Source organism: Gimesia alba (assembly GCF_007744675.1).
GTDB classification, from domain to species: Bacteria; Planctomycetota; Planctomycetia; order Planctomycetales; family Planctomycetaceae; genus Gimesia; species Gimesia alba.
Window position 1 is genome coordinate 339,047 of the sequence record NZ_CP036269.1, and the last position, 12,387, is coordinate 351,433.

Here is a 12,387-nt window from a genome sequence, read left to right on the forward strand (position 1 = left end):
AGGAGTGGAATCCACCGAAAGGGAGTTTGGCAGAGAGTGCCGGGAATGTAGCAGAAAGCGGGAAACAGGAAAACGGCAATTTTTCCTCGACATGATTGACGATGTAACGGCTGCTGTGCTTTGTCGATAAACCCAGAGTAAACAGCAGGTTAGGGCAGAGCCCCTATTTTGAGGGCAGGGGTTACTCCTGCGGTTTGGTTTTGGTGGCGTTTTTTTTGATCGTTTCTACCAACGATTTGAAGGCGGGGAGCTCCCGTAATTCAGCGAGGTCCGGATCTTTTTGCATCCATTCTACATCAGCGAATCCCTGCTGGAATGAGTTTGTCAGATGCTGGATCGCTTTCTCCTGATATGCTTTCACTTTTTTCTGTAAATCAGGAGTTTTAGCCTGATCTTTCAGATTGAATAGCACACGGCCAAAGACACAGGCGGCATTGTATTGGAACAGATCGTCTCTGGCGAACTGATCGGCATGCTCATCGACAAACTCGATCGCCTTTTCTTCTTCCTTGTTGTAAACCATGCAAAGCGCCAACCCGGTAATCGCCTGTGAACTTCGATTATCAAGCTCAAATGCTTTTTGGAAATCTTTCTGTGCGGCCTTCCAATCCGACTTCTGTAAATGAGTATGACCGCGGCCGGTATAGGCTCTTAGATAATTTTTATTTTGAATTATTAACTGATCATATACTTTGATTGCTTCATCCCAACGTTCGGTTTCATTGTAAATTTGCGCTTTGATTGTGTAGGCGAAAAGATATTTCGGATTAATCTCAATTGCAGCGTCGCAGGCTTTGATGGCTTTATCGAATTGGCGCAGTTGAGAATAATGTGAAGCGAGTATGGCGTAAACGAATGGGTTTTGGGGATCAATATCAATCGCATGCTGAAATTGCTTTGTCGCTTCTGCCATTTGGGACTGTTCCATGTAGATCCGTCCCTTGGCGATATGTAGCCGTGGTTCTTTCTTATCAATTTTAATTCCACGGTCTGCGTACTGAAGTGCTTCCGCGTATTGTTTGAGTGACGATTTTGCCTCCACAATTCCCAGATAGGCGGGGACCAGTTGAGAATCGACGCTGATCGCGGCCTGAAATTCTTCAACCGCATCCTGCCACTCATTTTTTTTCTGCAGCAATTCTCCTTTTCTATAAAAATGGCTACCAGGCGAACTCCGATAAAGGCTGCTCAAAGCAGACTGAGCCGCTTGTTTCCTTGCGTCGATGTCACCCGTATACCGTGCTTCCATAATGGCGTGGCGTGCCTCGGGGGTACCAATGGAAATTAAGGCGGAATAGATGCCGGTCCATGTGCCAGACTGATCTGTCTTTTGAAGGGCCTTGTTCAAGATAGTGACGGCTTCGATTGAGGAAGAGGAACGCAAGCCTGAGATCACACCTTTCACGATGGATTGCTCTTTATCATTCAGTGCTTGTTCGGCCAGATTAAAAAAGTGGGGCGATTCCAGCTGCTGCAGCGAGGACAGAATTAATACTTTCTCTGTCGAGTTCGCTTGCGGATAATATTTCAGAAACTTCTCGTCAATGGTCTGATCGCCAATCGAAGCCAGTGTTTTGAGAGTTAAAATGCGCAAGCCTGCTTCAAGCTTTGAGCCCTGTAAATGTTGAAACAAGAGCGGAATCGCGCGAGGATCTTTCAAGCGGTCAATAAACTTCAACATTTCCTGCGTCGGGGGAGTCTGTTGTAGTTGCTCCAATACATAATTGATGGCCAGTGCTTCACTCGCAGAGTCTTTGCGTTTGATCAGTTCCTGGAAGGCGACTTGATTGAGATCGGCGTATGGAGAATTCAGGGCATCAGTTAATACATCAAACAATTGTGGGTGACCGTTGAGAACCAGAGCCTTGATAGCCGCTTTGCGCAGCTCCAGATCTTTACTATCAAGGAACTTGTAAATTGTAGTACTCCATTGCGGACGCGGACTCTGGGCGATGATACCAATGATGATTTTCTGAATTTCAGGCGGATGTTGTTGTAATAGTTTCAATAGAATCTTCTGGCCTTCCGCAAAGCGGGATTCCGCAAGGCTGGCGACTGCCATTTCAAACTTCGGCCCGGGAGGCGTTTGAGCGACTTGTGTCAGCCGTTCAAAAGCGCGTGGCTCTCCCAGATAACGCAGGGCGTACAGGGCTGCCAGTTGAACTTCCTCGTTCGGATGCGAAGTCCGTTCCAGCACTAAGGGAAGTTCTTCGTTTGTCAGTTGCCGACCTCCACTGATGAGTCCAGCGATTTGCACAGCGGGCGGCCCTGTGCGGATTTGTTCTGCTACTTTTTCCCGTGACAGAACTTTCATTGCACTGTCGAGGGCAGCGTGAATCGCAGCTTCCTCTGTTGCATGTGTGAATTGAGTCGGCAGAATGCTTGGATAGCGAGGCTTAACATCTTTAAATACTTCACCGGAAAGGTGCAACTCGGTGACCGTGGATGGGAATGCCGGGAAACGTCGTTCTATAATGGTGTTCGTTCCAATGTGTTCTGCTGCACGAGGCAACCACTGTTTTACTCCGAGATCAATATTGGGTTTGGGATCGGGAAAATAGATCACAAATCGTTTGACGTTGACGGCCGTAAGTTGATCGATCTGCTGTACTAAACTTCCGACGTTGATCGAATTCAACTCTCCCCTGATCGTCAGTTCTGCCAGGCACTGACTGGGGCCCATCGATTGCACGGTATACTGCATTCTTCCCAGTTCAAAACGATTCACATTCAATTGCAAACGCTGATCGTTTACCGTCGCCTGAAGTTCAATATCCGGAATACGTTCCTCTGAAATAAGATCGGAAAGCACGACCCACAGACTGTCCTGTTTTCCGGGGGCCACTTCGACCTCGTCTTCAAACTTCAGCTTGCTCAATCTCTGGTTGACTTTACCTAGTTGGACACTTTGGTAATTGAGAATTTTTGGGAGTCCCGCAACCGGAGAAACTTTTCCGTCGACTGTGGCTTTGATCTGATTGCGGATCAGTTTGAGAGGGCGCTGGCTTTGATTCACGAGCGTCAGCCGGGTCAGAAAAAAGTGAGCTTGATTCTTTCTGTCGTTCCTAATGATATCTTTGACAGAGTTATCAATCATTAGGAAGAACTCTGTTTCGGGGGAGATTGCCGGCTGATGTGCGGGCTGTCGTTTTAATAATTTCAACCGTTGTTCAATTTCAATCAGCTGCTGTTGACGCTCGACGTTCGCTGAGTTCGAAGGCGGTTGAGCGTCCTGTTTTTGCAAGCTGTCTGACTGCGCTGGAGCAACTGCGGGCCACAACAGGAGCGTCGCTGAAATCAGCGCCGTAATCAGGCTGAGCCAGTTTCGACATCGCATTCTGTTTCTCCCTACATTAGTTAAACAATCACTTTACCGGCGCGGATTTCAATCCAGGTTTTCATCTCTGATCCGGGCGGTAAGACCCGCAGTCCGGTTTCGGCTTCCTGTCGGGTCAGATTGATGGCGTTTGTGACACAAGTATAAGGTTCCAGACAGACACAATTCCGGTTGGGGGGGGTGAAGACAACCAGTTCTGAGAACAGGGAATCATAATCCTGAGACACCACCAGCCCTGCCTGCTCATCCATAATCAGACTTTCATACTGATCAGTTTCTTCCGGCAGCCCACTTAAGACGTGGTCCAGTTTCAATTGATCGAGCCAGGCTCCTTCTCGCAGATCATGGGCTTCCGAGATTGTTTTTTTAACACCAGTTGGCAGGCAGTCTTCCAAGACCCACTCTTCTGTTGCCGGTGCTTCGATCAGGCAATGTTTGGGACTGCTTTGTTCGGATAAAGGGACTTTGAAATAGGGGTGGGTTCCCAGCCCCCAGGGAACAGAAGTCGTCCCCGGATTTCCCACGCGGATGTCGGCCCGTAGTGTGGCTCCTTTGACCTCATATTTGACTTCGATGAAGATGTCACCGGGCCAGTATTGCAAACGGTTTTTTCCATCAATGCTCAGCTGAAACTGGGCAATCGCAAATGATTCTTCCTGGGCAATCACGCGCCAGGGAAGATCCAGGCAAAACCCATGAATCGCATTTCCTGTTTTGTCATGATAGGTTTTTTCGGGAGGCAGTTCGTAGGTCACGCCTTCCCATTTATAACGTGCGTTTGCAATTCGATTGGGAAAAGGAAATAAAATCGGGATGCCACTGCTGCTGGGACGTTGATTGCCTTGTTCAAATTCTGGAAGCGAGTCGATTACGTCGATACACTGACCATCCACCATGGCCTGAAACTGATAACAGTTAAAACCGAGCTCCGGTAAAATATGTGCGAACGAACCTGTTTCCGGATCGGTGATTTTAATAGACGTCATACGTAATATTACTTTTCATATTGTTGGATTTGAGTGCGGTGTTAATTCTTCAGTTCGCTGTCATCAGTTCCATTCGGGGTGCGCTGTTTCCTCTTGTGGGAGAAAACGTCGTTCCTCCATTGCTCGTTTGATTAATGCATCCCAGATGTCATAAGCGTCGATTTCAAATATATCTTCAACGGTGGCACGCGTGTAAAGCCAGTCCATCCGATTGATCTCCGACTCCAGTTGCATCGGCGCCCAACCCGCACAACCAAAAAAAATCCGAAAGTCCAAGTGCGGATCTCCTTCAGAAATCCGCCAGATCACCTGCTCGAAGACTTCCGGGCTGCTGCCCATGAATAAGCCGGGCACAATCGGCTCCTGGGCTTTCTCCAGGTCGCTTGCATTGTGCAAAGCAAACATGCCATTCGGCTCGACAGGCCCCCCCATAAATACCATGTCTTCCAGTTTGGGTAGATCAAAATATTTTGAAAGCGCATTCGTGACCGAAAAAGAAGAAGGACGATTTACGATCAGGCCTGTCGCCCCCTGCTCATTGTGCTCGACAATCAGGACGACGGATCGATAAAAATTGAGATCATTTAACTTGCGGGATGCGATTAAAAAATGCCCCTTTAAAGATTTCAACATAAAGCGATTTACTCTCCTTGATTTCAGGAAATCAAACCCAAAGTCGATTCCGCAAAAACGACGACTGCACAAATCCTATTATAACTGGACAAAACCTGAAAAAACAGAGTTAGATTTTCCGGCTCCAATCGCCCTGTTTATATCGGTTCGTTCTGATGATTAAACGGGTTGCGCCTTTTACGGGTTTCGGTCGAGTTTCTGATTGGAAATTTTCGAAATTCTCTATTTGAACTTGAACGGATGTTGGCTATTCTGGTGGATATGCTCGATAGCCTTCGTGGGAAGGGGCTACTTTACATTCTTATTACGGTTTGAGCACAATGAAGTCATCAAAAACACAATTTGTTCTTTTCTGTGCGATTGTGAGTTCATTTTTTCTTTCTCAAGCACTCGTTGCAGAAGAGAGTTACGAACGTTTCACAGTCCGCACCTGGACCTACCGAGATGGCACCGAAGCGACGGGAAAATTAATTAGCGTTTCGGGTCCGACTGCCACGCTCAAACTGGAGGGACAGGGGACGGTACGCGTACCGCTTGAAAAACTGAGTGTGAAAGATTTGAACTGGCTCTATGAGTATTACAAACGAAAAAAACAACTGAGCTTCCTGCCACCTAAATATCGTAAACCACAGGTTGTACTACCAGAATCAAAGCAGCAACCGGAAACGGTGCCCGAAACAAAGCAGCCCGAAAAGAGTCTGCCCGTTAAGCCGGAGGCGGAAGCGTCTTATAAACCGTATACGGTGCGTGAATGGACGTTGAAGGATGGAAAACAATATAAGGCCAAATTTCTTTCGCTTTCCCTGAATAAAGCACTCCTTCAGAAAGAACCAGCGGGAGTGTTGCAGATTCCCCTCGATCAACTCAGCCAGAAAGACTTGGATTGGGTCATTGAATATCACCGCAGGAATAAGATGCAGGCGTTCTTGCCCAAAGAGTATCAGGGTGAGAAGGCAGGCAACCTCTCGAGTGGGGGGCCACCGGTTAAATTACCGTCTGCAACAATCAAGATGAAAAATCCGATCAAGCCCGGTGAGAATCCACTGAAAATGGCGCAGGAAAAAGCCAAAGCGCAGCTGGAAAAACATCGGGAAGAAATGCGCGAGAAAGCCAAAGCACTCGCGAAGGATGACGATCCCGACGTGATCAAAGCCAATACTGAGATCGACCCGGCCTTGGTTTCCGCCTTGCGTGACTTTCGGGTCTGGACAGATAAAAAAGGCCAGAAGTCTGAAGCACGTTTCAGCAGCATCAACGGCCGCGAAGTCATGTTTGTGACGCGAAACACAGGCTTTGCACGCGTGCATATCGGGACCCTGATTGAGGAAGACCTGCAACTTCTGAGAGACGCGTTGAAAATGCACGGTCGCATGGACGAAATTCCGCTCGTTTATCGCGAAGACCTCGATCCCGATCTCTCACCGACAAAACTGAAACAAATCATCCGCGTGAATAATCATCGCAAGTGGACCGATCTGTCAGGGAATTCCGTGGGCGCTTCCTATGTGAAAATGGAAGACGGCAACGTAACGCTGATTATCACCAAAACCGGCGCGACGCAGGAGTTTCCTTATTTGAATTTTTCTGCAGAAGACCAGGAGTACGTTCAGGAACGTTTGAGGAAAGAAATTCCCGGCAATTTTTTTCCTGCAGAAGCAGCGGGAGTTGATCTCTCTATCACACCCCAAGAGCGAGAAAACGAATTCCGTATCTGGACCGATCGCAGCAAGCGTCAGCTGAAAGGTAAGTTTGTCCGGTTGGCGTACGGCAAGTCAGTCGCTGTGATCAATACGGGGGAAAAAGAAGAACTGTTCATCACGGAATTCTTCAGTGATCAGGATCTGAGCCTGATCAAACCACGAGAAAAGAAAAAGTCAGAACAGTTGGCTATGAATGGCGGAGGCAACCCCGGAATTCCAGGAGGCATGAACCGAGGTTTTCCCGGGAGAATTCCCGGACGAATTCCTGGTGCAATGACGGGGAATAGTCCCTTCTCCAATCAGAATCCCAATCGCATGAATGAAAACTTACACCTCAAGCAGCGAACATTTTCCTGTCCGCTGTGTAAAAAGACTCATAAATCCGACTCTCATTTTTTTACGCAGTGTCCGCATTGCGGCCTGAAGGATACCGATACGATTTACACGTGCGAGAATTGTTCTCGATCCTTCAAGACCGATTCTTTTCAGGGGCTAACTGCACCTTGCCCGCACTGTAATAAAAAAACAGAGAACAATCAGGTTGCATCAAATAATTTCTCACGACCCCGTATTCCTATTACCCGCAAGAACACATATACTTGCGAGAGTTGCAATCGGGAATTTACGGCGGAAGGCCATGGTAATACCGCGCCCTGTCCCTACTGTAATTCAGGGTTCTCGGCAAATGCCAATTTTTGGACAGCAATCATTAAGCTGGTTGTTGTAGTTGTAATTCTGGCTGGGGGCGGTGGTTACTATAGATACAGCAGATAGACAGCCTGATGTGATTATCAGGCGATGAATCGTATGTCATCTTTGACACGTTCCGCGCAGGTGCAAATTCCATTTTCAGCAGGCAAATATCAGCTTGCTGGAAATGCCGCTTTTGATAGTAGAGATGATGAAATGATCCGCTACGGGCGTTGATTCAATACCGGCAACTCTTTAGACGTCTGCATCTGTTGCGCTTCTTCGGGAGCCACATAATCGCTGTGGCACGATGCTTTGTCCTGATCGCCGGCCATTTCCTGTTTGACTTTCGATGCCAGCTTATGGATCTGATCCGGGCTGAGTACCCCTCGCTTCTCCAGAATTTCCTGCTGTTCTTCGGTCAACGGCAGTGTTTTCTTGGCCTTGTCCCAGGCATAGTCTTCCGACTTGCCCGACATGAATTCCTGAATCTCTTTCGAAATTCGCACGCTGCACCAATCATGGCCACACATCGCACAGAAGTCCGTGTCGACGTCCAGGTCTTCGTCGTGTAACGCACGAGCCGTATCAGGGTCGAAGCTCAATTCGAAATGCTTTTCCCAGTTGAGTGCAGCACGGGCTTCGGTTAATTCATCGTCGCGATTCCGGGTTCCCGGAATACCAAGTGCCACGTCGGCGGCATGTGCGGCGATTTTATAGGCAATACAGCCCTGCTTCACATCGTCTTTTTTGGGTAAGCCCAAATGCTCTTTCGGCGTTACATAACACAGCATGCTTGCACCGTGGTAGCCGGCTGCTGTCGCACCGATGCAGCTGGTGATATGGTCGTAACCGGGGAAGATATCTGTGACCAGTGGCCCGAGTACATAGAACGGAGCACCATGACACAGCGTGCGCTGCACCTTCATGTTGAATTCAATCTGGTCGAAGGAAATGTGCCCCGGTCCTTCGATCATGACCTGTACCCCTTTTTTCCAGGCACGTTCGGTCAATTCACCCAGTACACATAACTCTGCCAGTTGGGCACGGTCGGAACCGTCGGCCAGTCCGCCGGGACGTAATCCATCGCCGATCGAAAAACTGACGTCGTATTCCCGCATAATCTCACAGATGTCGTCCCACAGTTCGTACATCGGGTTTTGTTGTTTGTTGTGCAGCATCCATTTTGCCAGCAGCGAACCGCCGCGACTCACAATGCCGATCAGTCTTTGTGCGACCAATGACAAATGCTCCTGCAATACGCCGGCGTGAATCGTGAAGTAGTCGACTCCCTGCTTCGCCTGATGTTTCAGCATCTGCAGAATGCTGGCATGATCCAGATCTTCCAGACGACGGGCAATGATCATCGAGTAAATGGGAACCGTTCCGATGGGAACCGTACTGTTTTGAATGATCGCCTGCCGACAGCCATCAATGTCTCCCCCTGTGGAAAGATCCATCACGGTGTCAGCACCCCACTTCTGGGCCCATTTTAATTTTTCGATTTCTTCGTCCGTGCCTGAGGAAACCGGAGAGGCCCCCATGTTCGCGTTGACTTTGGTTTTTGAGGCCCGGCCAATAGCCATCGGATCGAGCTGGTAGCCGAGGTGCACTTTGTTCGCCGGAATAATCATGCGACCGGCGGCGACTTCATCGCGAATCTGTTCGGCTGTCAGATGCGGCTCCCGTTCGGCGACCCGTTCCATTTCCGGTGTGACTGTGCCGCAACGGGCAAATTCCAGTTGGGTCACCGGCAGAAAATCGGCTGGCGGCGTCCAGGCGTCTGCGGTTTCATAATTTTCTTCGAAGCCCGCTTTGAGCTCCCAGCCTTCCGGCATGAAGTCCCAGGCTGTTTTATCGGAAACAGCTGGCATTCCCGGAGTATCAGGGGAAGAAAACGTTAAAGCACCTTTAACTCCTGGAGCAATCTGCGGCGGATTGGCAAAACTCCCCGGATTCGTCTGCTGGGGACGTGTTGAGGGATTTCCACCAATGGGTGGTAGTGAGTACATCATGTCATACGCAGATGAGGAGTTCGTCATGCTTAAAGCATCCTTCAATTGTTGATGCGGTGGTTTGAGTCTATTTGTCGTCTGTTTGGTTGTCGTCGAATCCAGACCAGAAATCATTGTACTTGCGGTAGAACTGCCCCAGGATGGGAACGCTTACTGGATTCTTGACTCTATAGTAGTGACCTGACCGCTTTTTTCAAACTGATTAGATGGTTACTCTCTGTGGTTTCCCATTGAATGATTCATTGGTTATGATCTGCACGTTGTGATAAATATTGATCTGGCGTTCGATCTGCCCCGTAAAAAGATTGAAAAGATTGAATTGAAACGATTCAGAATCCATCAGGTTAAGGGAAAACATGCAATACGATGTATATGGCGTTGGAAACGCTTTGGTCGATATTCAGGCACGGGTCTCAGACGCCACGCTGGAAAAACTGGGATTTGCCAAGGGTATCATGACCCTGGTTGATGAAGAAACACAACAAAAAGTACTCGGCGAACTAGATGGTGCACCGATTTCACAATGTGCCGGCGGTTCTGCTGCTAATACCGTCCTGGGTGTTGCTGATTTCGGTGGAAACGCAGCCTACGCCGGCAAAGTGGCCAGTGACATGCTCGGCGAATTTGACCTGGCAGATATGCGAAAACTGGGCGTGACCATCGATGTTGAGCCTGCCCCGGAGGGACATACCGGGACCTGTGTTGTCCTGATTACCGAAGACGCCCAGCGTACCATGCTCACAAACCTGGGGGTCTCTGCCTCACTGAGTATAGACGATTTAAACGAGGAACATATCAAACAATCCGAGTATGTCTATGTCGAGGGTTACCTGTTTACGGGGGAAACCCAGAAACGGGCTGCCTACCGTGCGATTGAACTCGCCAAAAAACATGGCGTCAAAGTTGCCTTCACCGTTTCCGATCCGTTTCTGATCAACATGTTCCGAGACGAATTTCAACAATTAATTGAAGGCCCCATCGACCTGCTCTTCTGTAATCTGGAAGAAGCCCGCAGTTTGACCGGGAAACATGACGCCGTCGATTGTGCCCACATCATCCACAAACATGTTCCCAATCTGGCACTGACACTTGGCCCCGATGGTTCTATTCTGATGCACGAAGGCCGCGTCATTCCCATTGAAGGGGTTGAGACAGACGCCATTGATACCACAGGCGCCGGTGACATGTACGCCGCGGGCATCCTGTATGGAATTACCAACGGCTTGAACTGGCATCAAGCGGGACACCTTGCCTCTCACGCCGCGGCCCGCATTGTTTCACAATTAGGCGCTCGATTGCAAAAGCCTTTCACAGAGGAAGATATCAAGGAACTGCTCAGTTAATATGAAGCACAGCAATTACCCCCTCTTCGTACGACGCGACCTGGACGGTTTTTTCGCTTTGATGATCGATAACCTCGTCCAGCTTCTATTAATTGTAGCGTTGTGTGGCCTGTGTGGGATCTCTGCTGATTCCAAATTACTGCTGCAATATATTCTTCCCGGAGCCGCGCTCAGTATCCTCTTCGGGAATATTTTTTACGCCTGGCAGGCACATCAACTGGCGAAACGGGAAAACCGCAGCGATGTCTGCGCGCTCCCGTATGGGATTAACACGCCCTCGCTACTGGTTTACATTTTTTTTGTGATGGTCCCCGTCTATCAGCGCACCAATAGTCCGGAAGCGGCCTGGCAAATGGGCCTGCTGGCCTGTTTTGGTAGCGGCATCATCGAATTTTGTGGTGCCTTCATCGCCGATCGGGTTCGCAGACTGACGCCGCGGGCGGCTCTGCTGTCTACACTCGCCGGTATCGCCATCGGTTTTATCTCGATGACGTTTGCACTGAAAATTTATCAGAGACCTCTGATTGCCATGCTACCCGCAGCCGTTGTGCTACTGACTCTCTTTTCGCGTACCAAACTTCCCTTTCGCATTCCGGGCGGATTACTGGCGATCATTGTCGGCACCATCTGCGCCTGGGTACTCCCCGAAGTCATTCCAAACCTGATGGAAGGCTCCGCGATGAGTACGGAAGCCATCAAAACTGCCTGGGGACAATGGGGCTGGTATCCGCCGCACTTTGCGGGTTCTGCGCTCTGGGAATTGCTGAAAGAGCCCAGTGAGTGGCTGGGGTATATGTCGGTGATTTTTCCCATGGGTCTGTTTAACGTGATTGGCAGTATGCAGAACATCGAGTCGGCTGAAGCCGCCGGCGACAGTTATCCTGCCAAGCCCGCCATGATTGCCAACGGCGCCGGAACCATTGTCGCGTCGCTACTCGGCAGTTGTTTTCCGACGACGATTTATATCGGTCATCCCGGCTGGAAAGAGATGGGCTCGCGGGCCGGTTATTCCACGTTGAATGGGATCTTTTTTCTGTTCATCTGCCTCACCGGAACAACAGGTGTCATCAGCAAGATCATTCCACTCGAAGCGGGTATCGCGATTGTGCTCTGGATCGGCATGGTGATTACCGCGCAGGCATTTCAGGCTTCCCCCAAACGACATGCGCCTGCTGTCGCCCTCGGTCTGTTCCCGGCGATTGCCGCCTGGGGGACAACCGTCATGCAGGGGACTTTACTCGTTGGCGAGGGGAAATCACTGCAGGAGATTCTCTCCACAAATCTGTTTACCGAGGTCAATGGTTTTCTGATGCACGGCCTGGTTGTGATGGAACGCGGTTTTATTTTTACCTGCATGATCCTTGCCGCCATTTGTGCGTGTTTGATTGATGGCAAATATCGTTCGGCCGCAGTCTGGTCCGTCATTGCAGCACTCTTCGCCTTTGTCGGACTGACAAGTGCTTATGAAATCATCGGCAATGACATCCATTTCCGACTGGCGTTCATGGCCGATAATGTCGATGGTTTCACCTTCCGTGCAACCGGTATCGGCGTTGGCTATTTGCTGTTCGCCGCCACCTTTCTGATCCTCGGCGGATTCAAAGACGATCCACCTCCCCCCGAAACCGATGAGCCCGAACCCGAACTGAGTACTAGTCATTAAAATTGGCAAGAGAACAGGGG

Annotated in this window: 7 protein-coding genes; 3 read left to right on the plus strand and 4 right to left on the minus strand. The window is 49.6% G+C overall.

The window, feature by feature from the left end; all coding sequences use genetic code 11:
* Positions 1-181: 181 nt before the first annotated feature.
* From Pan241w_RS01345 to Pan241w_RS01355, 3 genes are all read right to left on the minus strand, one after another.
* Complete coding sequence (locus Pan241w_RS01345; protein WP_145209822.1) at positions 182-3,337, minus strand: HEAT repeat domain-containing protein; 3,156 nt, start codon at positions 3,335-3,337, stop codon at positions 182-184.
* A gap of 20 nt (positions 3,338-3,357) precedes the next feature.
* A complete protein-coding gene (locus Pan241w_RS01350) occupies positions 3,358-4,323 on the minus strand; it encodes an aldose 1-epimerase (RefSeq protein WP_145209825.1) in 966 nt (321 codons plus the stop codon).
* A 63-nt stretch (positions 4,324-4,386) separates the two neighbouring features.
* The gene (locus Pan241w_RS01355) at positions 4,387-4,956 is read right to left on the minus strand and encodes a YqgE/AlgH family protein (protein ID WP_145209827.1); all 570 of its coding nucleotides are present in this window, start codon (positions 4,954-4,956) and stop codon (positions 4,387-4,389) included.
* 320 nt (positions 4,957-5,276) lie between these two features.
* On the opposite strand from Pan241w_RS01355, the gene Pan241w_RS01360 reads away from it, so the two are divergent.
* Positions 5,277-7,430 (plus strand): zinc-ribbon domain-containing protein, encoded by a 2,154-nt coding sequence (locus tag Pan241w_RS01360; protein WP_145209830.1) that lies wholly within the window; start codon positions 5,277-5,279, stop codon positions 7,428-7,430.
* A 140-nt stretch (positions 7,431-7,570) separates the two neighbouring features.
* Here the strand turns inward: Pan241w_RS01360 and thiC are convergent, their stop codons facing one another.
* Positions 7,571-9,388 carry a phosphomethylpyrimidine synthase ThiC gene (gene thiC, locus Pan241w_RS01365; RefSeq protein WP_198000255.1) on the minus strand — a complete coding sequence of 606 codons (1,818 nt, stop codon included), beginning with the start codon at positions 9,386-9,388 and terminating at the stop codon, positions 7,571-7,573.
* 329 nt (positions 9,389-9,717) lie between these two features.
* Between thiC and Pan241w_RS01370 the strand changes: the two genes are divergently transcribed.
* Together Pan241w_RS01370 and Pan241w_RS01375 are read left to right on the plus strand one after the other, a co-directional pair.
* The gene (locus Pan241w_RS01370; RefSeq protein WP_145209833.1) at positions 9,718-10,704 is read left to right on the plus strand and encodes an adenosine kinase; all 987 of its coding nucleotides are present in this window, start codon (positions 9,718-9,720) and stop codon (positions 10,702-10,704) included.
* 1 nt (position 10,705) lies between these two features.
* Positions 10,706-12,367, plus strand: coding sequence for an NCS2 family permease (locus Pan241w_RS01375; protein ID WP_145209836.1), 1,662 nt, complete (start codon positions 10,706-10,708; stop codon positions 12,365-12,367).
* Positions 12,368-12,387 lie beyond the last annotated feature (20 nt).

What these genes read in the sequence shown, in the direction of transcription:
- thiC (WP_198000255.1), bottom strand. Translation starts at nt 9,388, where the DNA reads ATGACGAACTCCTCATCTGCGTATGACATGATGTACTCACTACCACCC.
- Pan241w_RS01350 (WP_145209825.1), bottom strand. Translation starts at nt 4,323, where the DNA reads ATGACGTCTATTAAAATCACCGATCCGGAAACAGGTTCGTTCGCACAT.
- Pan241w_RS01375 (WP_145209836.1), top strand. Translation starts at nt 10,706, where the DNA reads ATGAAGCACAGCAATTACCCCCTCTTCGTACGACGCGACCTGGACGGT.
- Pan241w_RS01360 (WP_145209830.1), top strand. Translation starts at nt 5,277, where the DNA reads ATGAAGTCATCAAAAACACAATTTGTTCTTTTCTGTGCGATTGTGAGT.
- Pan241w_RS01345 (WP_145209822.1), bottom strand. Translation starts at nt 3,337, where the DNA reads ATGCGATGTCGAAACTGGCTCAGCCTGATTACGGCGCTGATTTCAGCG.
- Pan241w_RS01355 (WP_145209827.1), bottom strand. Translation starts at nt 4,956, where the DNA reads ATGTTGAAATCTTTAAAGGGGCATTTTTTAATCGCATCCCGCAAGTTA.
- Pan241w_RS01370 (WP_145209833.1), top strand. Translation starts at nt 9,718, where the DNA reads ATGCAATACGATGTATATGGCGTTGGAAACGCTTTGGTCGATATTCAG.